The sequence below is a fragment of the Chitinophaga caeni genome (assembly GCF_002557795.1).
GTDB lineage: Bacteria > Bacteroidota > Bacteroidia > Chitinophagales > Chitinophagaceae > Chitinophaga > Chitinophaga caeni.
This window is the reverse complement of record NZ_CP023777.1, coordinates 14,332-39,352: the sequence shown is the minus strand read 5'-3', so window position 1 is coordinate 39,352 and position 25,021 is coordinate 14,332. Positions and strand designations below refer to the sequence as shown.

General features: G+C 42.4%; 16 protein-coding genes. 14 read left to right on the top strand and 2 right to left on the bottom strand.

The annotated features are described in order from the left end of the window. Positions 1-37: 37 nt before the first annotated feature. Positions 38-1,327, bottom strand: coding sequence for a hemolysin family protein (locus tag COR50_RS00155; RefSeq protein ID WP_098192086.1), 1,290 nt, complete (start codon positions 1,325-1,327; stop codon positions 38-40). A 269-nt stretch (positions 1,328-1,596) separates the two neighbouring features. On the opposite strand from COR50_RS00155, the gene COR50_RS00150 reads away from it, so the two are divergent. The 8 genes from COR50_RS00150 (at position 1,597) to COR50_RS00115 (ending at position 12,941) form a co-directional block, all read left to right on the top strand. Continuing rightward, positions 1,597-2,286, top strand: a complete 690-nt coding sequence (locus tag COR50_RS00150) for an NAD-dependent epimerase/dehydratase family protein (RefSeq protein ID WP_098196037.1) — start codon at positions 1,597-1,599, stop codon at positions 2,284-2,286. Positions 2,287-2,583: 297 nt separating this feature from the next. Next, on the top strand, positions 2,584-3,177 hold the full coding sequence (locus COR50_RS00145; protein WP_098192085.1) for an RNA polymerase sigma factor: 594 nt from the start codon (positions 2,584-2,586) through the stop codon (positions 3,175-3,177). 69 nt (positions 3,178-3,246) lie between these two features. Further along, positions 3,247-4,221, top strand: a complete 975-nt coding sequence (locus COR50_RS00140; protein WP_098192084.1) for a FecR family protein — start codon at positions 3,247-3,249, stop codon at positions 4,219-4,221. 29 nt (positions 4,222-4,250) lie between these two features. Continuing rightward, positions 4,251-7,601 carry a SusC/RagA family TonB-linked outer membrane protein gene (locus tag COR50_RS00135; protein WP_098192083.1) on the top strand — a complete coding sequence of 1,117 codons (3,351 nt, stop codon included), beginning with the start codon at positions 4,251-4,253 and terminating at the stop codon, positions 7,599-7,601. Between the two features lie 29 nt (positions 7,602-7,630). Next, a complete protein-coding gene (locus COR50_RS00130) occupies positions 7,631-9,190 on the top strand; it encodes a SusD/RagB family nutrient-binding outer membrane lipoprotein (RefSeq protein WP_098192082.1) in 1,560 nt (519 codons plus the stop codon). Between the two features lie 201 nt (positions 9,191-9,391). Continuing rightward, entirely contained in the window at positions 9,392-10,993 is a 1,602-nt protein-coding gene (locus COR50_RS00125; protein WP_098196036.1) for an ABC-F family ATP-binding cassette domain-containing protein, read from the top strand. Positions 10,994-11,245: 252 nt separating this feature from the next. Beyond that, entirely contained in the window at positions 11,246-12,529 is a 1,284-nt protein-coding gene (locus COR50_RS00120) for a mechanosensitive ion channel family protein (RefSeq protein ID WP_098192081.1), read from the top strand. Positions 12,530-12,569: 40 nt separating this feature from the next. Continuing rightward, positions 12,570-12,941, top strand: a complete 372-nt coding sequence (locus tag COR50_RS00115; RefSeq protein ID WP_198405738.1) for a cupin domain-containing protein — start codon at positions 12,570-12,572, stop codon at positions 12,939-12,941. Between the two features lie 998 nt (positions 12,942-13,939). Here COR50_RS00115 and COR50_RS00110 read toward each other — a convergent pair. Further along, a complete protein-coding gene (locus COR50_RS00110; RefSeq protein ID WP_098192080.1) occupies positions 13,940-15,178 on the bottom strand; it encodes a cation:proton antiporter in 1,239 nt (412 codons plus the stop codon). Positions 15,179-15,429: 251 nt separating this feature from the next. On the opposite strand from COR50_RS00110, the gene COR50_RS00105 reads away from it, so the two are divergent. From COR50_RS00105 to COR50_RS00075, 6 genes are all read left to right on the top strand, one after another. Then, positions 15,430-16,011 carry an RNA polymerase sigma factor gene (locus tag COR50_RS00105; RefSeq protein ID WP_098192079.1) on the top strand — a complete coding sequence of 194 codons (582 nt, stop codon included), beginning with the start codon at positions 15,430-15,432 and terminating at the stop codon, positions 16,009-16,011. 85 nt (positions 16,012-16,096) lie between these two features. Continuing rightward, the gene (locus COR50_RS00100; RefSeq protein ID WP_157760563.1) at positions 16,097-17,038 is read left to right on the top strand and encodes a FecR family protein; all 942 of its coding nucleotides are present in this window, start codon (positions 16,097-16,099) and stop codon (positions 17,036-17,038) included. Between the two features lie 96 nt (positions 17,039-17,134). Then, the gene (locus tag COR50_RS00095) at positions 17,135-20,518 is read left to right on the top strand and encodes a SusC/RagA family TonB-linked outer membrane protein (protein WP_098192077.1); all 3,384 of its coding nucleotides are present in this window, start codon (positions 17,135-17,137) and stop codon (positions 20,516-20,518) included. Between the two features lie 17 nt (positions 20,519-20,535). Continuing rightward, positions 20,536-22,050, top strand: a complete 1,515-nt coding sequence (locus tag COR50_RS00090) for a RagB/SusD family nutrient uptake outer membrane protein (RefSeq protein ID WP_098192076.1) — start codon at positions 20,536-20,538, stop codon at positions 22,048-22,050. Positions 22,051-22,133: 83 nt separating this feature from the next. Next, entirely contained in the window at positions 22,134-23,987 is a 1,854-nt protein-coding gene (locus COR50_RS00085) for an alkaline phosphatase (RefSeq protein ID WP_232516231.1), read from the top strand. Between the two features lie 474 nt (positions 23,988-24,461). Further along, the gene (locus COR50_RS00075) at positions 24,462-25,007 is read left to right on the top strand and encodes an RNA polymerase sigma factor (RefSeq protein WP_098192074.1); all 546 of its coding nucleotides are present in this window, start codon (positions 24,462-24,464) and stop codon (positions 25,005-25,007) included. The last annotated feature ends 14 nt before the right edge of the window (positions 25,008-25,021 follow it).

The window sequence follows — 25,021 nt, the reverse complement described above, 5'->3', positions numbered from 1 at the left end:
ATGCCCGGCTAACTGTTCTTACAGTTGGTCGGGTTTTTTATTTCTTGTAAGACATGCGTACCGTTTCCACGGCACTTTTAGACATTTTCGTCACCGTAATATTATAGTTGCCGACTTGCAATTGCTGCCCTTCATGCGGAATTTCTTCCAAACGGTAAGCTATCAGCCCTGCCAAAGTGTTGTAATGACTGCTGGTGGGTAATAAGGCCGGCAAATGTTTATTCAGTTCCTCGATGTTTTCATCTGCATCCACAACGAATACATTATGCTCTGTTTGTTGTACCACGGGAGGTTCATGATCGTGCTCATCCTGTATTTCTCCCACCAATTCTTCAAGGATATCTTCCATGGTAACAATGCCGCTCGTATCACCGAACTCGTTGGTAACTACGGCTAATTGTTGGTGTTTTTGCTGGAAGGTGCGTAACAAATCTTTGATCTTCATACTGTCCGGAACGTAGAATGTTGGACGCATGATATCCATCGGGGATTTGATCGTTTTATTATGAACACCGGCGTACAGATCTTTTGTATTGATAATCCCTTCCAAATCATCGATCGAGCCCTTGAACACGGGGTAACGTGAATATCCTTCATTGAGCGCCTCGTTCACGAATGCATCAAAAGGCAGGTCAATGTTCAAGCCGACAACGTTCTTCCTGTGTACCATGATATCCTTCACTCTCCTGTCGTCAAAATCGAAAACATTTTGAATCAGCTCGCGCTCACTGGCTTCGATAGCACCGCCTTCCTGGCTTTCGGAGATGATCAACTTTAATTCATCTTCGGAATGTATCTCGTGCTCGCTCATCGGCTCGATGCCGATCACCCTTAATAACAAGTTGGCCATACCGTTTAATAGCCAGATAAAGGGTTTGAACACGAAGTAGAAAATCCTGAGGGGAACGGCCACCACTAATGTAGTAGGCAACGGTTTGCGTATCGCGAACGACTTTGGCGCCAATTCGCCAAATACGATATGTAAGATCGTGATGAATAGAAATGCAACGGGAACGGCAATCTTATGCGCTGTAGCCGGATCCATTGAAAAGTGAAAGAAATCCATGACATTGAGGATGATCTGTGTCGTTACCGACTCACCCACCCAACCTAGACCGAGGGAGGCCAAAGTAATACCTAGCTGCGTTGCCGCCAGATAGCCATCCAGGTTATCAACAATCTGCTTGGCATTATTTACGATCTTGCCCGGAACATTCTTGGCGCTACCCACCTGGGAAGCCCGAACTTTAACGATCGCAAATTCCGCGGCCACGAAAAAACCATTCAACAAAACCAAAAAAATCGTCAATAAGATACTAAAGGTCATATGTTCACATTAAAAACAACACTCCCATCGTCTTTGCACGGTTATTAATTTATTCATCGATGGTTGCCTACAAATTAAAGAAGATTTCAATAATTCTGAAAGAATATTCGGTGATATCGACAGAACTGGTAAAGCCATGACTATTTTTAGCGAAATGTTAACATGTGCTGCAACCTGGTGACTTTATATTGCCTTTATGTCATGTAACGGACGTTTTTATATTTCAACGATGTATATTTAACCAATCGAAGGACGTAATGTTATTTTATATGAATGAAATCAAAGTTATCATTACTGGGGCAACGGGCATGGTGGGGGAAGGTGTGGTGCATGTATGCCTGCAACATCCCTTGGTGAAGGAAGTGTTAATAATTAACAGGAAGCCAAGCGGGATCAACCATCCAAAATTGCAGGAAATTATTCACCAGGACTTTTATGATTTCTCCGGCCTTAAGAACCGCTTGAGCGGTTATGATGCTTGTTTTCATTGCATGGGGATATCTTCTGTGGGTATAGATGCGGCAAGTTATTATAAGATTACTTACACGATGACGATGGCGCTTGCCAAAGTATTATGCGAACTAAACCCGGCCATGACCTTCTGTTATGTATCGGGGCAAGGAACGGATAGCAGCGAAAATGGTAAACTTGCCTGGGCGAGGATCAAGGGCAAAACGGAAAATGATTTGTTTAAGTTGCCTTTCAGGCAAGCTTTTGGAATGCGTCCCGGATTTATTAGGCCTATAAAGGGTTTGAAACATACGCACAAATTTTACCGTTATATAAATTGGACATTCCCCCTGGGCCGCGCTCTTTTTCCTAACGGCTTTTGCACGATGGAAGAATTGGCGACCGCGATGATCGCTTTAACCGGGCTGGGATTTCCCAAGCGGGTTATTAATGGAAAGGATATCACGAGCTTATCAAAAACCTTGGCCTGGGAAATGACCAAGATCTAGTAAATACATGATTCAATTTTAAATATTATAATACCTGTTGATGTAAGTTGCAACATCTTTTGCTTTTTTAAAGCGTTTGCCCCCATTTTTTATTAATAACTGTAAATAATAACCCTAAAAAATTAGAATATTCGCTTCTTTGAATATATTTATAGTAGAAATGGGTGGGCTACGTGTTATATTTATTTTAATTCAACCGTTTGGATTTTAGACCGGCTAACTGTGTTCTATCTTTGTGCACAGCCAAGATACTTTCTGGGTTAAAGTGATCTTATATTCACCAAAATCATTGTGTTCATGATGCTAACGACGGATGAAGAATTATGTAAAAGAATCATAGGTAACGATCAGGCGGCTTTTAAGGAACTTTACGAAAGGTACAGTAACCAAATATTTACCTACGCGATGAAGTTATCGGGTTCTAGGGAGCTCGCATTAGATGTGGTGCAAGACGTATTTATGAAGGTATGGATTCATCAACAAACTTTAAACCCTGCCTATTCTATCAAGGCTTTCTTATATAAAGTAGCAAGGAACCAAGTATTTGATGCGCTCAGGAAGTCGGTCCACGATGAGAAATTCCGCCATCATTTCCTGGCGCATTACGAAGAAGCGACGGACCAGGTAAACGAACATATCCATTCCAAGCAATTGGAAGAAATCCGCATGAATGCCATCAACAACCTGCCGGTGCAACGCCGCCAGATATATAAATTGAGCAAATTGGATGGGCTTACCAACCAGGAAATCGCCTGCCTCTTGGGATTATCTTCTAACACTGTCAAAGATCAACTTTCAAAAGCATCCCGTTTCATCCGCCAATACCTATACCAGCATGTCGATACTGCCATTATAATTATTGCCATATCTACCATCATAAAAAAAAGTTAAAAAAATTTCCAACCAGGATCGTACGATCGGCCTTCCCGATCGTAATACTATTATAGCGCAAAGAATTTCATGGAGCATTACCGGGATTATATCAAGCAATTATTATTAAAATACTCGAAAGGAACCGCTAGTCCCGAGGAAAAAGAAGCGTTGCTACATTTTCTTTCCACATCATCGGGGGCAGATTTGGACATGATGCCGGAAGTGGAAGAAATTGTTGGCCAGGCCGATTTGCTCAGGATGGAAAGCGGGGAAGCTGAAAGTATTTTTAACCGGGTACTCTGGGAAGTGCCGATCCCTGGATCCGTAACCAGGCCTTGGTATAGTAAGGGTTTGAGAATTGCAGCTATCATACTTCCTATCATAATATTAGGGAGCTTAGGATGGATTTTTTTAAACCAAAAACCTCGATATGAAATTTATGAAAACAAAACTACAACAGTAAAAACCATTTCATTAAACGATGGAACGATGCTCCACCTTAACCAGAACAGTTCGGTAAAGGTATTACATGGGTTCAACGAGGCGCCAAAAAGGGAAGTATGGATGGAAGGAGAGGTCTTCTTCGAGGTATTACACCGGGTGGATAAGCCGTTTTTAGTACATACCGGTAAGGATTGGCAGGTAGAAGTATTAGGCACCACCTTTAATGTCGATGCCCGTGGTACCCGCCCCACCGTAGTCCTAAATTCCGGGGCGGTGAATGTTCATGCAGGTCATGAAAAAGTAACCCTGCTACCGGGAGAAATGGCTTACCTCGATGATCGTGGTCAATTGAAGAACAGGAATGTCGATACCTTGTATTACACTTCCTGGAAGCACAACCTGGCATCATTCCAGGCTGCTAAACTTCAGTTGGTATTGGATACCTTGGCCAGCAAGTACGGGTTGACCTATGCTTTGGATGACGAATTGATAGGTCAACAATTGTTTACAGGCTATTTACCTACCAACAACCTGGGTGATGCCATCGCGACATTAGAGCAAACTTTTAATTTAAAAATCACGTTCCGAGACAATCAAATTCTGATCAAAACTTACTAGTCCCTTTAGCTAACAAGCAAAATTTAATTATGAAAAGAATTAAATCAATCAGCACGAAGCTGGTAATGGTGCTGGCTATGTCATGCTGTCTACCGAAGTATTTCATTTCCCGGGCGCAAGCCTCGGGGCACAGCGAGCAACCTAATACCGTTTCCCTTGTTTCATTTATATCTGCGCTGGAATCGAAGTTCGATATCCGTTTCAGTTATAATACAAACCTGGTAAAAGGAAAGGAGTTTATTGCTCCCAAACTAAATGATTTTACCCTTTCCAATGTCGATGATAAGCTGAATGAAGCGATCATGCCCTTAGGCTTGATGTGTAAAAGAATTAATAACAAGCTGTACATCATCAAGTACGATCGCAAGGCTACGGAGAAGATGATGCAATTACAAACAGAGCTGAATCTTCCCGCAGCGATTATTAAAGGTGTAGTCAAAGATTCCCTCGGTAACCCTTTACCCGGTGTGATCGTGAAACTGAAAGGTACTTCCAGGGGAACCACTACGGATGCTTCCGGCGCCTTTTCATTGGATCAAGTTAAGGATGGGGATGTGCTGATTTTCAGCTTGATCGGTTATGCTACGATCGAAGTTGCCATCAAGGGGCAAACTAATTTAAACATCGTATTAAAGGAATCCACGGTTTCGCTAGACCAGGTGGTAGTAACGGCGCTTGGTATTAAACGCCAGGAAAAGGCATTAGGTTATGCCGTGCAGCGCGTGGGGGGAGAGCAAGTTCAAACTGTAAAGGGCGTGGATATTGCTACTTCTATGACCGGCCAAGTATCCGGTTTGGTGATTAAAAACTCGACTGAGTTTTTTGCGAAACCTACGATCGAACTCCGCGGTGAAAGCGCCCTGCTAGTTATTGATGGTGTTCCTTATGGTAATATGACTTTAAGAGATGTACCCACTGATGATATTGAAAGTATCGATGTGCTGAAAGGCCCGACCGCTTCCGCGTTATACGGTTCCAGGGCTTCGGGTGGGGTAATTTTAGTTACCACGAAGAAAGGTAGCAGTGGTGGTTTGGCTGTTAATATCAACAGCAATACCATGCTTCAAACCGGTTTTCTCGCGATCCCGGAAACACAGCATTCTTATGGTCGCGGTCAAAATGGCCAGATCGATAACGATTATGTTTGGGGACCGAAATTGGATATCGGCTTAACAGCCAGGGACTGGAATCCTGAAACGATGCAGTTCGAGGACGACCGCCCGTTGAAGTCATTAGGCGCTAATAACCTGAAAAATTTCATGGAGCTGGGTTTAGTTACGAACAATAATATCAGCGTATCGCAAGCTACGGATAAAGGTAGTTTCCGTGTAGGTTTGAACCACATTTATAATAAAGGTCAATTCCCGAATGCGAAAGCGAACATGTTCAACTTTACAGCGAGTGGAACGATCAAGGCGAGCGATAAATTTTCGCTGGAAAGCCATGTTGGTATTAGCAAAAGGTATTCCCCGCAAATCTGGGGTTCCGGTTACGGTAACCAGGGGTATATTTACCAGTTGACGATGTGGACCGGCCCGGAATACGATATCCGCCAGTATAAAAATTATTGGAAAGTGCCGTACAAAACACAAAACTGGATGTACACGAACTGGTACGATAACCCTTACCTGATCGCCTACGAGAAATTGGACGGTATCAAGCAGAACACGGTGAATGCCAGCATGACTGCCAATTACAATTTCACGGAGGATCTGAACTTGTTGGTCCGTTTGGGTTACGATGTATATACTAACCAGGAAGAATGGACGAATCCTGCGGCTAATATCTATTCAACACGCGGGGGATGGAACGCTAAAGGCCGTTACAGTATCAACAAGACCTGGGGCTGGAGCACTAATGATGACGTGATGTTGAATTATAAAAAGAAGTTGAAAGATTGGACCGTTGAAGCTATGGCCGGTGGTACGATCTATTATTGGGTCGATGAAGCTTTATCTGCCAGTACCCGCAACGGTTTAACTTCGCCAACTTTCTATTCCTTAAATGGTTCGGTTGAAGCCCCGACCATTTCTCCAAGTAATTATTCCCGCCAGGTGAACAGCTTGTACGGAAGGGTAGCTTTGAGTTGGAAAAATACGGTCTTCATCGATGCAACGGGAAGAAACGACTGGAACTCTGCACAACCGAAAGAGGAAAGGGCATTTTTCTACCCATCTATCGGTTCTTCAGTAATTATGTCCGAGTTCTTCAAGATGCCTAGGGCAATTGATATGTGGAAATTACGCGGCTCTTGGGCAACCTTTAAAACCCCGGCAGGAGTGTATGAAACCAACCGTTTATATTCTACTACAACAGCGGCTTGGAACAGCTTGAATGCAGCGTATTACCCTTCGAATCTGTTAGGGGGAATATTGGCTCCTAGTTCTCAAAGAACATGGGAAATAGGAACCGCTTTATACCTGTTGCAAAAACGTTTCTCCGTTGACTTCGCATATTTCAATAAATACTACTACAACCAGAAAGCAAGCCCAAGTATTCCGAGTTCATCGGGCTTCAGTTCTACGATCGTTAACACGGATGAGACCTACGTTCGCAAGGGGATCGAGTTGACGGTTGGCGCCAAGGTAATTCAGAATAGGCATTTTGAATGGAATACGATGGTAAACTGGTCTAACCAACACCGTTATTACGTTGACTTGGATTCTACCTATACGCCTGAAAGACCCTGGATCAAACGTAATGCCAGGAAAGATGTTTATACTGACAATTACTGGTTGCGTGATCCGGATGGAAACGTGATCCATAACAACGGTATGCCGGTTAGAAGCGATTATGCTAAAGTGTATGGTTATACCGATCCTAAATTCAGTTTTGGTTTCATTAATACATTCAAGGTGTACAATTTCACGATCGGCCTGAACATCGATGGTCGTATCGGCGGGTTGATGTACAATTATATCAATGATAAGATGTATGATACCGGTTCACATCCGGATACGGATAACGAGTTCCGTTACGATGAGGTTGTAAACGGTTTAACCAACTACGTAGGTAAAGGTGTGAAAGTGGTTTCCGGTAGCGTTACTTTCGATAATTTCGGAAATATTGTTTCCGATACCCGAAAATACGCCGACAACGATGTAGAAGTTTCTTACCAGGATTACACGCAGAAGTTCCGTGGTGGCGATTATGGCGCTATGAAGAAATCATTTGTGAAAGTTCGTGAATTTTCTATCGGGTATAGTTTCCCTGCAAAGATGCTGGCTAAATCCGGTATAAAAAATGCTTCCGTAGCATTCACCGCGCAAAACTTGTTCTTGTTCACCAAGTTTAAATATTCTGATCCAGATGTGGATGATGAAAACCTGAACTCCCCATCACAAAGGATGATTGGTTTGAACTTTAAAGTGGGATTCTAATCTGTAACGAAATTTTAAACAGCAATAGTATGAAAATTAGATTCATAAAATATATACTCCTGGTAGCGGTCGGCATCGGTATGATAGCAAGCTGTTCCAAGTTTGATGAAATCAATACGAACCCGAACCGTACCACCGAGGTTAGTTCCTCGATGCTGGCAACCGGCATGATTTTAAGCATTACCCGTAGCGCTATTAGCTCTACCAAGGGCTTTATGCAACCCTTCTTACTAGGTAAATACCTCACCTGGGGAGAGGGACAAGAGAATAATCAGTATAATAAATTGGGAAGAACGGGATTCGGTGAGTTGACCGTTTTGAGAAATATCGACCCGATGATCGCTAATGCCGTTGACGAGGATTCCCGTAAATCATATAAAGCCTTGGCGCATTTTATCCGCGCTTGGCAGTTCTTCCAGTGCACGATGAGAACGGGGGATGTGCCTTATAGCCAGGCTATACAAGGTGAATCCGCTAATATCCTCAAACCGGTTTACGATTCACAGAAGGACGTATTTATCGGCATATTAAATGAACTGGATAGCGCTAATGTTTTATTTAGCCAGGGTGTTGATTTTGATGGTGATCCCATTTATGACGGAGATGTTGATCAATGGCGCCGCCTTACAAATAGTTTCGAACTGCACGTGTTGATGAACCTGTTCCGCAAAACATCTGATGCCGATCTTAAAGTTATCGATCGATTCAAGGATATCGTTGCTAACAGGCCCTTGATGAGATCTTATGAAGATAATTTCGCATTAGCCTATAATAGTAAAGCCGGCCAAAATTACCCTTGGTCAGACGTGCCTGCCGGCTCTGGTAACTCTTTCGTGAAATCGAATTACACGATGCTGAGCGCCACCTTAATTGACCCGTTAAAAGAATTGCAGGACAGGCGCTTGTTCTATTACGCTAAACCTTCCCCGGTAAAAATTGAAGGCGGTTTATTAGAAACAGATTACAACGCTTATGTTGGCGCAGAACCTAGTGACGCATTCCCGGCTTTGCAGGATATGAGGTTGTCTAAAGATTATTCAGATCTGAATAACCGTTACGTGCAATTGGTAGATGCTGAACCTGTAAGCGTGTTCAGTTACCAGGAATTACAATTTGTATTGGCAGAAGCAACCGTTCGCGGTTGGATCAGCGGCACAACGGCGCAAACATATTATGCCAATGGGATTACGAACGCGATGAAGTTTACGGCCAGTTATACTCCCGATGTGAGCGATTATCATCATAACATGAAAATTGATGATAATTATATTCAAACTTATGTTGCCAGTGTAGCTTTAACAGGTACCGCGGAGCATCAAATTTCGCAAATCATCTTGCAAAAATATCTAGCTAACTTCCTCCATGGGCCTAACTATAATAGCTGGTTCGAAAATCGTAGGACGGGTTACCCGGTATTCAAGTTAAACAGTAATACCAACTTGAATACGCCGAGCAGTCAATTCCCGCTCCGTTGGTTGTATCCAAGTGATGAGTTGAGTAACAATAATTCTAACTTGGATGTTGCTATTAAAAGACAATACCCCGAAGGTGATAATACCAACGGTGTTATGTGGATTTTGAAGAATTGATTATTTATTACCTTTTTATCGTGGAAACACGGTGCATTTGTAGAGACAAGGCATGCCCTTGTCTCTACATTTTTTTTTCATACCTTTGCACAAATCTTCAATAAAACCCAACATGTAGGATATAATTTCTTTCAAAACATTCAATGGTAAGCCACAAGGGTGGCTAAACATCAATTTATAACCGTTCAATGGAAAGGAATTATGATCTTATTACAAAACCTAAGCTATATCCATCCGAATAAGGATCTTCTTTTTGAAAATTTATATCTCTCTGTAAATCAATACGGAAAAGCCGCGCTTATCGGGAATAATGGTTCGGGAAAGTCTACCTTGTTAAAGATTATCGCGGGCGAATTACAAGCTTCTGGCGGGACTGTAAAAATTGACGCTAAACTGTATTATATACCGCAGATTTTCGGGCAATACGACCATCAATCTATTGCTGAAGCGCTGGGTGTCGATGCCAGGTTAAAGGCGCTTAAAGAAATTCTTTCGGGCAACACCGAGGAAGAGCAATTTGCAGCCTTGGAAGACGATTGGGGCATTGAAGAAAGGTGCCGTGAGGCCATGCATCATTGGAAGCTGGATGATTTTAGCTTGGAAACAGCCATGTCAGATTTAAGCGGTGGTCAAAAGACCCGTGTATTCTTGGCTGGTATTATGATCCATGAGCCAGGTATCGTGCTATTGGACGAACCTAGTAATCACCTGGATCTTGATGCAAGGACGATCTTGTATGATTTTATACAAAATGCAAAAATGACAATTTTGCTGGTAAGTCACGATCGGAAACTATTGAACCTTGTTGAAGAGATATATGAATTGCATGAAGGCGAGATTGTTACCTACGGCGGAAATTACGATCATTATATAGAGCAGAAGAATATTGCTTACAACGCTATGCAGCAAGACGTTAAAAACAAGGAAAAGGCGCTGAGGAAAGCTAAGGCCGTGGAACGGGAAACGGCTGAAAGACAGCAACGCTTGGATGCCCGCGGGAAAAAGAAAAGTGAGAAAGCCGGGGTTGCCAAAATTATGATGAATACCTTGAGAAATAACGCGGAAAAAAGCACGTCCAAATTGAAAGGTATCCACGAAGAAAAGGTGCAATCGATCATGCAAGAATTGAAGGATAGCCGGGAGTCTTTGGCGGGAAACGATAGCATGAAATTTGATTTTGACAGCTCAAAATTACATAAAGGGAAATTGCTGTTCTCTGCTAAGGCTGTTAACTTTTCATATGATAACCGGGAAAATTTATGGTCAAAAAACCTTGTATTTGATATTAACAGTGGAGAAAGAATTGCATTGGTCGGTAAAAATGGTTCCGGTAAAACCAGCCTCATCAAGATGGTATTGGGAAGCCTGGAACCTACAGCCGGAACCGTTTATAGAGCTGACTTCCAGCCGGTATATATTGACCAGGATTACTCCCTCATACAAAATCATCTAACGGTATACCAACAAGCTCAGGCATTTAACCAGGCTAAACTACAGGAACACGAAATCAAGATCCGCTTGGCGAGATTTTTATTTACGCAGGATGCATGGGATAAACCTTGCAGGGTATTAAGCGGCGGTGAGCGCCTGCGCCTAGCGCTTTGTTGCTTGGGAATGCGTGCCGAGGCCCCTGGAATGATCGTATTGGATGAGCCTACGAATAATTTAGATATACAAAATATCGAAATACTTACAGCAGCCATCAAAGATTATATAGGAACTTTACTAATTGTTTCGCATGATCAATCATTTTTGGAGGAGGTTAAGATCGGTAGAACAATTGACTTGAATTCATTTGTATAACTGCTTGAAGCCTTGCTGATGCCCATTTTTTATTAGATGATTTTTAAATACCGGGAAGTCTTTTTAACAATTTTCAAGGAATCTATGCAAGCGAAATTTAGTACCTTCGCGTTTCTCAATTAGCATTGATTAAAGTCCCATTAAAAGATTATTGAACAAGTTATCAACTTTATTCCGGTGAACATGGATGGAGGCTGCACTCACTTATCATCATTTTTACGCGGTTAAGTTGCTAATAAAATAGAGCATCGTATGAAGAAGGTAGATCAGTTAAATCATTGGATGTATGACATTTTGAAAGAAGCGGGCGTATCGAACCAAATAGCGGCTTGGTTAAATGTCTTGATGCTCATCATAGCATTTTCTATTATCTGTTATACGATTCATAAAGTAGCGCATAAGCTATTGAAAGTTACGGTGGGCAGGATCGCGGAGAATACTTCTACCCCTTTCGACGACCACCTGGTGCGCTATAAGGCGTTATTTTATATCTCGCAATTGCCGGGTTTAGTGATCGTGATGCGGGCAATACCATGGGTTTTTATCGATTTCCCCGATTATGCCGCTTTCGCGTCATCGTTGGCGGATGTATACCTGATTATTTTATGTATCTGGATCGCCAAGGCATTTTTGAATGCAGGGAAAGATTATTTAAAGACGAAAGAAGCATTCAAAGATAAACCTGTTGAAAGTTTCGTACAGGTGATCATGATTGCTTTATATTTTACCGGGGCGCTTTTAATATTTTCTTCGCTTACGGGAAAGTCCGTAATAGCATTTTTAACCGCCATGGGGGCAGCTTCTGCCATCTTGCTATTAATCTTTAAAGACACCTTGTTGGGTTTCGTAGCCAGTATCCAAGTTTCCGCAAATGATATGGTGCGGATCGGGGATTGGATCACGTTAGATAAATACGGTGCGGATGGTGATGTGATTGAAATCAACCTTACAACCGTGAAGGTGCAGAACTTTGATAAAACGATTACAACGATACCAACTTATTACCTGATATCCGATTCCTTTAGAAACTGGAGGGGGATGGAGAAGGGCGGTGGACGTAGGATCAAGCGTTCCATTTTTATCAAGTTATCATCTATTCGTTATATGACAGATGAGGAACTGCAAAATATCGGTAGGATTCAATTGTTGAAACCTTACCTGGATAAGGCTTCTGTCGAAATTGAGCAATATAATGAATCTGCCGGGATCGATAAAAGTTTGCTGATAAACGGGAGGAATTTAACGAATGCCGGCTTATTCAGGAAGTATACCGAGGAGTATCTAAGTCATCACCCGAAAATACATAAAGAATTAACCATGATGGTGCGGCAATTAGCGCCAAACGAAAAGGGAATGCCGATAGAGATTTATGCTTTTACGAATGATGTTCGTTGGGTGAATTATGAGCATATCATGGCCGATATTTTCGATCATTTATTAGCGGCTGTTAAATATTTTGATCTACAAATATTTGAATTTCCAACCTCGGGAGATTTCACACAAAACAGGCGGCAAGTCGAAGCTTTGGAGATGTAATTTTTCGAAGTGGTTTTTATCGTAAATTGATAGTCATTCAATGTCATTTAAAATGGAAAAAGTAAATATTGCTCAAAAACTATCCCTTTTCTCGGAGTTTTGGTCGCCTAAAATTGTCGGTGAACTGAACGGTCAACTCGTGAAGTTGGCCAAGTTCAAAGGAGAGTTTGTATGGCATAAGCACGAGGGGGAGGATGAAATGTTTTATGTGCTTAGCGGCGTCTTGAATATAGAATTTAGAGATCGTGTAGAAACCCTCCGGGAAAATGAGTTTATCATCGTGCCCAGGGGCGTTGAGCATAAGCCGGTTGCCACTGAAGAAGTGTCGGTAATGTTATTTGAGCCTAACACAACTTTAAATACCGGGGACCAGGTCAATGAAAAAACAAGGTCCTCTTTAGATAAAATATAATTACCGGTTGCTGCTCCGCCAATTTCTTCTAACCCTAGTTATTCGAAATATATTTGGATTTGCCGGTTCGAGCTTCCAAGATATGGGTACCCGAAACCTGATCTTCTTGTATTGATTTAGGACTTTATCTTGAAATAACCTGAACCTCTCGCTAGTTTAAGCTTCCAAGCTCGGATTCCCGGCTGGAACAATGTTTTACTGGTAGGATTTCATTTTCGGCAGCAGTAGGAATCCCGCAATAAGTTGGCCATGGTGCAAGAGTAAGTGCCATTTCGTTTCCGGTACTATTGTAAATGTCCTCAATTGAGCGTGGGTCCGAGCTTGGAAGCTCGAACCAGCCAAGCTTTGAATTCGAACCAGCAAATGTTTTGGAAATGTTTTGGGCATGCAGGCCAATGCCAGCAACCTAACAATAGCTTTGAAGCTCGAACCAGCAAATTTACTTGAAATGACTTTTGAACTTTATCTTGAAATAACCAGAACGTCTCGCTAGTTCGAGCTCCCAAGCTCGGACTTCCGTCAGGTACAACGTTTTACTGATAGGATTTCTTTTTCGGCAGCAGTAGGGATGCCGCAATAAGTTGGCCATGTTGGAAGAGTAAGTGCCATTTCGTTTCTGGTACTATTGTAAATGTCCTCAATTGAGCGTGGGTCCGAGCTTGGAAGCTCGAACCAGCTTAGCTTTGAATTTCGAACCAGCAAATGTTTTGGAAATGTTTTGGGCATGCAGGCCAATGCCAGCAACCTAACAATAGCTTTGAATTTCGAACCAGTAAATTTACTTGAAATGCCTTTAGGACTTTATCTTGAAATAACCAGAACGTCTCGCTAGTTCGAGCTCCCAAGCTCGGACTTCCGTCAGGTACAACGTTTTACTGATAGGATTTCGTTTTCGGCAGCAGTAGGAATCCCGCAATAAGTTGGCCATGTTGCAAGGAGTTAGTACCATTTCGTTTCCGATATGCTACAGCCCACTTTCAAAGCTATCGAACCAATTATTAAATCGTTACTTTCCTTGCCACTTTCCCGATCGTTAAACCCTGTACTAAAATGGAAAATACGACCACGAAATAAGTCATCTCTAATAATAGTTCTTTATAAGGACCGGGACCCAAGGAGAGGACCAGCGCAATGGAAATACCGCCGCGCAATCCGCCCCATACCAGCATATTTATGGCGCCCCGGCTTAGCTTAGGCTTGAATGGAACAATAAGTGCGGGTATCCATATTGAAAGGAACCTCGCCAATAGTACCAACGCGATCGCTATCACCGAAATAATCCAATATTGTTGCAGATCTTGGATCAGCAACAATTCAAATCCCATGAACAGGAATAATATCGCGTTCAGTATCTCATCGATTAACTCCCAGAATTTGCTCACGTAGTCCTTGGTCCTGTCCGACATACCTTTCGTTTTTCCGTAGTTCCCGATGATTAACCCGGCAGCTACCATTGTCAACGGACCGGAAATATGCATCGCGTGAGCGACCAGGTAACCGCCCATTACAACCGAGATCGTAATCAGTACTTCCACCGTATATTCATCGATGCTTTTAATGGCCCTGGAAGCAATGTAGCCTAACACGATGCCTAGCAGTAGTCCGCCCAGGGCTTCTTTCGCTAATAACCACGATATGGATTGAAAACTTAAATCCATATCGGCAGAACTGGCCAGTTGTAATATAACGGCAAACAATACCACGGCAACACCGTCATTGAAGAGGGACTCCCCGGCAATTTTTGTTTCCAAGGATTTGGGAACATTCGCCGTTTTTAAAATTCCTAGCACCGCGATGGGGTCCGTCGGGGAAATCAATGAACCGAATAATAAGCAATATATAAATGGTACTTCGAAACTAAACAGGGGCAAGAGGTAATATAAAATATACCCTATGATGAATGTTGATATAATAACACTTAGTGTAGAAAATGTTAATACCGGCAATCTTTGCTGCTTGAGGTCATTAAAATTGACATGTATAGCACCGGCAAAGAGCAGGAAGTTTAACATCGCACCCATCAGTACCGCCGTGAAATCAAATCCTGAAATCAGCTCCATTAAATCCTCGGTTACATGCGGGAAGATCCGGTTACCGGCAAAGCGGATAATAATGGACGCTATGATGGCCATCAACATGATGCCTATCGTGGAGGGCAATTTCAGGAAACGGTGGTTGATATAAGCAAATAAGGATGCTAATACAATTAATACTGAAAATGAATAATAAAGTTCCATAAGTACGAATGTTTTAATATGCTGCCGGGAGGATGAACCCCGGAATTTAACTAAACTGCTCTATGTTATGCTCCCGGTAAAGATACTTAGGATTAATTTAATCGCGGTAGCCAATCCGGGGCACCCATTTTTAAGGAATTTGGGGGAGCGGGGATGAGGTTTTTTGGGGGTAAGGAGTCTTAACAATTTCATAAATCCGGGCTTTCCATTTACTCGGGTATGATTTCTAACTTTGGCTTTATCTAAAGCCTATGGAACAGCAACATCCGTTTCAAATTTGGACTGCCGTAAGAAGGGGAAACCAAACCGCTTTCAAGGAGCTGTTCGATTTGTACTGGGATCAATTGTTTGCATTTGCTTACAAGGTGCTCAGGGACAAGTCGATGGCCCAGGATGTGGTGCAGTCGCTTTTTATTTATCTGTGGGAGCAGCATGCCGAGTTGCCGCCCGTTAATGCGGTGGATGCTTATTTAAAGCGTGCATTGAAACACCGTTTGTTAAATTCTATCCGGCAGGAAAATATTTACCAGAAACATGTCAACCTGTTTCAACAGGTACTGGAGGAATCCGTTTGTTCTTCCCATGATGTACTGCAAGTGAAGGAGTCTGAACAACAATTATTAAACGCCATAGAAAGCTTGCCGGATGCCATGAAGCAAGCTTTTTACCTGCATAGGGTAGAACATCTTTCTATTGCCGAGATTGCCCATTTACAAGGAACTTCCCCGCAAACCATCCGCAACCAAGTGAACATCGCGCTCAAAAAAATCAGGCTAAAATGGACCATTGCTGAAACTATAATGGTATTGTGGATGTCTTATATGTTCTTATAAGCGCCAATGTTACCAAATTATTAATTGGCTTTTGCAGATGGTTATTCTTTTTATCATACGTGTCTTGTCTTAAAGTAAATACATTTTGGATCGAAATAAATTAATGCTCCTGCTGGAGAAGTTTAAGTCGGGTGAATGCAGTGAAGGGGAACGCATGGCATTGGAGCAGTGGTTGTCTAAAGTTGGGTTGGAAAAAGATATCGAAGATATCCAGTTATCCAAAGATGAGCTGGACAATATTAAACATGCTGCCTGGTTTCATGTAAATGCTGCTGTAAAGCCTCGCTTCAATATTCGTAGAAGTATTAAATATGCAGTTGCGGCGGTGATATTTATGCTGATCGCTGCATCTGTATGGATGTGGAAGGGGATGAATCGTGAAGAAACCATACAATGGCAACTGGTTGTAAATGATAAAGCCGGTATGAAGAAAGTAGAATTACCGGACCATTCCAAGATATTGATGGCAGCACGCACCAAATTATACTACGCATCATCTTTTCAGTTAAACAGGATTGTTAAAGTGGAACAGGGACGTGCTTTTTTTGATATCAAGCAAGATGCCTCGCATCCTTTTACCGTTAAAACGGGAGCGCTGCAAACGGAAGTACTGGGTACATCTTTCCTGCTGGAATATAATCCTGTACTGAATTTACACAGGGTATCCGTTGCCACGGGTAAGGTGAGGGTAGCCGGTGTAAAAGAGCGGTTTATATTAAACCCCGGTGAGCGGATATGCCTGCGAGATGACCATGTATCGGAAGATACTGTATCACCCGGCGATATTCTTTCCTTTACAAGTAACGAGTTAATACTCCGGAACGCAAGTTTATCCGAATTAATACAATTGTTGCAATTACAATACCAGGTAAAAGTGGTAACGAATCTGGATACATCGGAAGGGAATTTTACTTGCAATGTATCTACTGCACTAAGCCTGGAACAGTTTTTAGAGGTGTTGGAAAAAGTAAGCTATAAACCGAAAATACATTTTAAAATAACGGGAGATCAACTCGTCGTCTTTTAACCAGTTCAATTCATAAAACATCGTAATGAAAGGCAATCGCGTAAAAAGCAAATGGCTTAATGGGATTGCTATGCATGTACTTTAATTAATATTTATATGAAAATCAGTAAAGTATTTCACGCTACAGGGCTTCGGTTCAAATTGCTCTTGGGCTGCTTGTTGCTGGCATCGGTAACGAGCCTGGCAAAACCATCGGTAGCCCAGGTATTAAAAAAAATGATTAAAAAATTCGAGGCGCCGAAGGGCTCTTTATCCAATGCGCTCAAGAAATTGGAAAAATCGGCAGATATCAATATCGCTTATGATGAAACCGTTATAAAAAATATTAAGGTTGATAAAGCCAGCTTTGAAGATCAAATGGTGGAAGTGATTTTAAAAGATTTATTATCTCACTCCAAGCTTTCTTACCAGGAAAAATTTAACACGGTGTTGATTTTTGAACCCGGTAAAGAAAATACGCCGAGCCTGAAAATGTTGGAGCAAGAAAAAGAAGCTACGATTTCAGGTACCGTTACTTTCAATGGCAATCCATTGATCGGGGCTACGGTTGTTATCAAAGGTACATCCAACGGTGTAGGTACAGACGCTAACGGGCACTTTAAATTGTCGGCGAAGCTACAAGATGATGCCGTCCTGGTAGTGAGCATGATTGGTTTCAAAACGATCGAGAAAATGATCGGGGATGAAAGGACTTTCAGCTTCCAGATGGAAGAAGTTGCTATCGGCCTGAACCAACTCGTGGTAGTCGGTTACGGATCTCAAAGAAAAGCCTTGATTTCCGGGGCAATCGCGGATGTTCCGTTGGATAAATTAAACTCCCGCTCATTAAATAATGTACAGGACGCTATCCAAGGTAAAGTACCGGGCGTATTGATTGAAAACCAAGGCGGCGATCCTACCAGCGCTTCTAAAGTATTTATCCGCGGTATGGGTGGTATCAACGGGGAATCTGTTTTATACGTTGTAGACGGGATGATTTATAAGGGCGGCCCGATTAACCCGAACGATATCGAGTCGATCAGTGTTTTGAAAGATGCTTCCGCCGCCATTTACGGTGCGCAAGCTTCCGGAGGTGTGATCCTGATCACTACCAAGAAAGGTAAGATGGGGTCGATGAGCATTAACCTCGATGCAAAGAATGGTTGGCAAACGGTTGCCAAAACCTTGAATACTTTAACTGCCAAGCAATTTGCAGATGTAGAAAACGCGGCTTACGATGCCGCCGGTATCCCGCGCTCCCCTGCTTTCGATGCCAGTGTTTACCCGGAAGGACAATTAACTTTAACGGATTGGCAAGATGAAATATTCCGTACTGCCAAAATCCAGGATTATAATGTTGAAGTGAAAGGCGGTAGTGAAAAATCTCATTATTACATGAGTTTCGGTTACCGTAAACAAGAGGGTATCTTGTTAAATACATATAACGAGAGATATGGATTCCGGTTGAATACCGATATGCAGATGAAACCCTGGTTGAAAGTGGGCGAGAACCTTTCTTTTACCTTCCAAGATGGTAACGGCGCCAACACGACGAGCCCTTACTCCGGCGTAATCTATACGGCATTGGGTTATCCGCGCAATATCACGCCTTATACTGAAGATGGCGCTTTTTCAGGAATGCCAGAAGATTATGCGGCTTCTTACGGCGACTTGGCCAACCCTGTTGCTATCTTGAAACGTCTAGATAATAAGAATCCGTATTTCAATATCTCCGTAAATCCTTATGCAGAGATCCGCTTCACGAAGGATTTGAAGTTTTTATCAAGCTTGGCGGTTACAAAGGGAATGCGTAATAACAAAGTCTTTACGCCGAAGGTTCCGGAGATCGGTAAGATCAATAATAGCAATAACCTTTACCAGATGATGAGTAATCATACCGATATCTTGTCTGAACAAACATTGACTTATAATCATATGTTTAACGGTATCCATCATCTTACCGCAACGGCAGGTTATTCTTTCCAGAAAAATGAAAGTGAATACATGTCTGCCGAAGCTCAGAATTTTAATGATGAAAGTGAAATATACCGCTATTTCGTAAATGGAGCCGATTATCTCAAACCTAACAGCGGAAAGGATAAGTTTGCTTTAGAATCATATATCGGTCGCTTGAATTACGAGTATAAAAGTAAATACCTGCTCGGTTTATTAGGCCGTATCGATGGTACCTCGAAAGTGCCCCGTAAGAACCGTTATCAAAAATATTACGCGATCACGGGTGGATGGATCGCTTCCGAGGAAAGTTTCCTGAAGGATAACGTGGAGTGGTTGAATTTCTTAAAAGTAAGGGGTAGTTACGGCTTGATCGGTAACTTGGCAAGCTTGCCGGGTAACGCTTATAACGCCACCTTGTCAACCTATAATATTTACATCGGCCAAGATGGGAAACAACAATCCGGTTACGCTGAAAACACTATCTCTAACCCCGACCTTACCTGGGCGCGTAGCAAGCAGCTCGACTTCGGTTTAGACCTCGGTTTCATGAATAACCGCTTATCATTGGTAGTGGATTATTTCGATAAAACGATCGAAGATATGATTTTGGCGGTCGATTTACCGAGTACTTCCGGTGTTTCCAACCAGATGTATCAGAACGTGGGTAAAGTAAAAGATAAAGGCTGGGAAATTGGCTTAACCTATAGGAGCGAGCAAGATAAAGACTTTACCTGGGAAGTAACCGGTTCAATGTCTACCCTGGATAACCGGTTAATCAGCTTGGGCGATCGTACTTCTATCTCTACATCCGGTATCAATATCCGCAGTTCATTAACCCCTGTCAGGATCGAAACGGGGCATCCCTTGTATAGCTATTGGGTGGTAGAATCGGCAGGATTATTCCAATCCGATAAAGAAGCACAGGATTATAAAAGCTCTGATGGTACGGTAATTCAGCCGAATGCCAAAGCGGGCGATCGCAAATTTGTGGATAGGAATGATGATGGACAGATCAATGATGAAGATAAATATTTTGCAGGTACACCGTTCCCTAAAGTGAATTATGGCTTGAGCTTCAACGCGGGCTATAAGGGTTTTGACCTGAATATATTCGCGCAAGGCGTAGCGGGGGTGAAACTTTTTAATGCCCTGAAATACACCAACATCAACCCCAGCATCGGTACTAACTACAATATGCTGACCGGCATCTTGGATGCATGGACACCGGAAAATACCAATACCGATATTCCGAGGTTGAATACCAAGGATCCCAATGGTAACTACGGAACCGTTTCCGACTGGTACCTCGAAGATGGCGGCTATTTCCGTATTAAGAACGTGACCCTAGGATACACTTTCCCACGTACTTTCCTCAGCAAGGCGGGTTTAAACAACTTGAGGGTATATGCAACGGGTAGTAACCTGTTCACTTTTACCAAGTACGACGGATTTGATCCGGAGATCGGTATGGATCAAGTGGGAATTGATAAGGGCCGTTATCCTTTGGCGCGCACCGTATTAGTGGGACTGAACGTGAATTTCTAATCTGAAAAATTGATTGTATGAAACTGAATTTCAAAAATATTTTCGTTGCTATCGCTTCTGTCGGAATGCTTAGCGCTTGTAGCAACCAACTAGATATCGTTCCGGAAGGAGCGCCCGGAAGCGGAAACTTCTGGAAAAATGAAAATGATGCCGTGACCGCCGTAAATGCCCTTTATGAAAGGTTCGATGATGAGAATTTCTACGGGCGCGGTTTCTGGTGGTTTATCAACGCCAGTGATGATATGGTTACCGGTAGGGTAAAAGCTGAAGGCGATAATATCAAGAACTTTAACCGTGATTTCATGGGGAAAGATTATACCGAAGGTCAATGGAAGATGCGCTATATCGTTATCAAGCGGGCCAATGATATCATTAAGAATGTTCCCGGTATCAAGATGGATGAAAAGTTGAAGAACCGCATCTTGGGAGAAGCATATTTTTTCAGCGGTTTGATGTATTTCGAATTGGGTTCAACTTACGGTGATGCCCGTGCCGGTGTTCCGATTATCAACCGCGACAGCGTAGTTGCCGATAAACCGATCCCGAGATCTGCGAATGTCAATGTTGTGTATGATTATGTTGAAGCAGAACTATTACAAGCAGCAGCGCATTTACCCTATTTTTCTGAATATACACCGGATGAATACGGTCGCCCGCATAAAACAGCAGCATATGCTTGGTTGAGTAAAATGTTTTTATATAAGAAAGATTATGCTAAAGCAGAACAATTTGCAGATTCTGTAATCCTGAGCGGCCAGCATAAATTGCTGGATAACTTCGCGGATGTTTTCACGATTGCTAATAATTACAGCAAGGAATATGTGTGGTCGGTAGCATCATTTGCCAAGGGCAACGGTAATGGCTTCGGCAGCATTTTGCCCGGTGTAATGCTCGAAAACAAAGGTTGGGGTTTGTACAATGGTTGGGGCTATTATATGCCCACGAAAGAGCTGTATGATGAATATGAAGCGAAGGATATCCGCCGGGAGGCGACTATCTTGAAGCCGGGAGATGCGTTTACGTATTTCGGTGAAGAAAAGGTATATGAATCGAGCAATAGTTTATCCGGTTACCAATTCCGTAAATACATGGAGCCGTTTTCTTATGCCGGCGGTATCCATGCAAGTACGAACCCGGATCACCCTACAACGGATTTGGCTTTGCCTTTAATCCGTTATGCAGAAGTGATATTGATCAAGGCCGAAGCAAAATTGATGCAAGGTAAAAATGCCGATGCCGAGATCAACATGATCAGGGAAAGAGCTAAACTCGATCCTATTGAGAATGCCACCATGGAAGATTTGAAGCACGAACGCCGTTGCGAATTGGCGGGGGAGTGGGCTAACCGTCATGCTGACTTGGTACGCTGGGGAGATGCTAAAGCCGCTTATGCACAACCATTACATCATTACGATGGTTCAGTGGCATGGCCGGCAAGAAATTTCGATCCCGCTGTAAACCATGTTTGGCCCGTGCCGATCAGTGAAGTAGAAAATAGTGCAGGTGTTGTAAAACAAAATGAAGGTTGGTAAGGAAGATTAGTAATAATGTTTTTATTAAATTCGAAAGGTCACATTAGTTTGACCTTTCTTTTTTTCAATCAATAAATGGTGCCATGAGAAAATGGATGATACAATGCTGCCTCTTATTACAATGTTTATACGCGGTAGCTTCCCGGCCGGGAGAGAAGGTGTATACCACCGCCAATGCACATTCGCATAATGATTACGAACAAGAAGTGCCGTTCTATACAGCATATCAGCAAGGCTTCGGTTCGATCGAAGCCGATGTATTCGTGAAGAACGGTGTTTTATACGTAGCCCATGAACAGCAATATATCAAGCAGGGAAATACTTTGGAAGCCCTTTATTTGCAGCCATTACAAAGGATGATTCAAAACCACGATGGCAAAGTGTATGCTAACTCGGATCAATCCCTTATCTTATTAATTGATCTGAAAACTGCTGCCGAACCTACTTTGGATGCTTTGATCCGGGTATTGAACAAATACCCGCAGCTAAGGGATCACCCGCATTTAAAATGGATTGTTTCCGGAAACCAACCTCCGTTGAACAAATGGAGTCAGTACCCGGGTTTTATAGAGTTTGACGGCAAAAAGGGATGGAAGTACGATCAGCAGCAGTCTGGCAAAATTTCCTTGGTAAGTTGTGATATTAAGAGGTTTACCAATTGGAATGGAAAAGGAATTATCATCCAGGAAGAAAGGGAGCCTTTGCAGGCTTGGATCGATAGTGTTCACCAGGCTGGCAAAGAAGTGCGTTTTTACGGCGCACCGGATAATGTTAACACCTGGCAAACATTGATGAATATGGGCGTGGACCTGATCGGGACGGATAAACCGGTACAACTGGGCGCTTATCTTAAAAACAGGGACGCGGCTATTTATAAAGTTGAGAATAATACCCACCCGGTTTACCCGGCGCGTTTCGTGAATAATGATTCCTTATCCGGTATCAAGAATGTTATTTTGTTGATTGGTGATGGAATGGGCTTAGCGCAGGTATATGCCGGTTTAACAGCCAATAAAGGAAAGTTAAACCTGTTGCAGATGATAAATATCGGTTTTTCTAAAACCTACTCCGAAGATAGTTATATCACCGATTCTGCCGCTGGAGGCACCGCCATGGCAACCGGGCATAAAACTAATAACAGGCATATCAGCGTGGACGCTACCGGCGTAAATAAATTAATACCAATCCCTGGAATCATAGCATCAAAAAATATAAAATCCGCTTTGATCAGCGTCGGTGATATCACGGATGCTACCCCTGCCGCATTTTATGCGCATTGTAAGGATCGATCGGAGCAGGATAAGATAGCTAAAGATTTTTTGCAAAGCCCTGTTAACATCCTGATCGGTTCCGGTATCAAGCATTTTAACCGCAAGGTTGACGGTAAAACCCTCTTGGAACACATGCAGCAAAATGGTTATGAAGTAGCAACGGATACAGATCATTTGGCAAGTTTTTCATCAGACAAATTTGTATTAATAGATGAAGCCGTTGGCAAATCAATCCAAAAAGGTAGGGGTGACATATTGAGGAAAGCTTTGGTGAAATCCATGGAAAGTTTATCCGCAAATAAGGACGGGTTCTTTATTATGGCCGAAGCGGCACAGATCGATTACGGCGGTCATGCTAATAATATGGCATATGTTACGACGGAAATGTTGGATTTTGATAAAGCTATCGGTGCGGCGATGGAATTTGCCGATAAAGATGGTCATACACTGGTAATTGTAACCGCGGATCATGAAACGGGAGGATTGAGCCTGTTGGACGGCAGTATCGATAAAGGTGAATTAGATGGCAACTTCAGCACGAACGATCATACGGCGATCATGGTGCCTGTTTTTGCTTATGGACCGGGTTCCCTGCTGTTTCGCGGGGTGTATGAAAACACGGCAATCTTCGATAAAATATTACAAGCATTTCAAGCAAGTAAATAATAGGTATTTACTTAAAGACTTATATCATTTCTTCTTATATACCGGGTGTTCACCAGGACACCCGGTTTTTTAATTAAAAAATGAGAATCCTGGGTAATATTTAGAATATTAATCATTGTGGTCCGACTAAAATTGCTTTAGATGTACTTGAATTCCTTTCCTAGCCCTGGATATAAGCGAAGGATGATCTATTCAGCCTTACCAATAGAACCGTGGAACTTCGCACCGTTGATAGCGAAGCCATACAGTAGTAGAAAAGCTAGATCGAGCGATCAAATTGCAGGCCGTGATGGCCAATTTGTGCCTTTTTTAGTACTTTTTTGGGCAAGCAAAAAAGTACAAGAAATGAGTAGGTAGACATTGCATCGAACTTTTTAGGGCGATGATAATTTTTTCATTGAAAATTTAGTCGGACAATAATGAATATTAATATCTTTGATGGCATCCTGCATCTAAGTATGCTACAATTTCTTTATGTCTATTGGATTACAAATATGGATCAATTTCTGCGAGGGGGATCAATCGGCATTCCGTGAATTATATGATATTTATTATTCACGGTTATTCGTTTGGGGATGTAAATGGTTGGATGGCGATACGGCATTTGTGAAGGATCAATTACATGATTTTTTTATATATCTCTGGGAAAAAAGGGGAAACTTGTCCCGCGACATCAACCCGGACGCTTACTTACTCACTTCATTCAAAAGAAGGCTGCTCAGCCAATGGGCTAAAACCAAGAACCTGCAAAATATAGAAGATTTGGTTCATGTATCAACCGAAGAAGCGGATGAAACTGATCGTTATTTGAATCAATTTCAATTGATACAGGAAGCATTAACCAAACTCACCCCGGCTCAAAGGGAGGTAATCGAGCTTAGGTTCCTGCAAAACTTATCATTACAAGAGATTGCATTAAGAAAAAATGCAAGTCTAAGAACAGTTTATAACCTTACCCATAGGGCAATTCAGCAATTAAGGGAAAGCTTGGGCAAAAAAAATATTTTTTTCCTGTGGTAAATCCTGCCATCTAT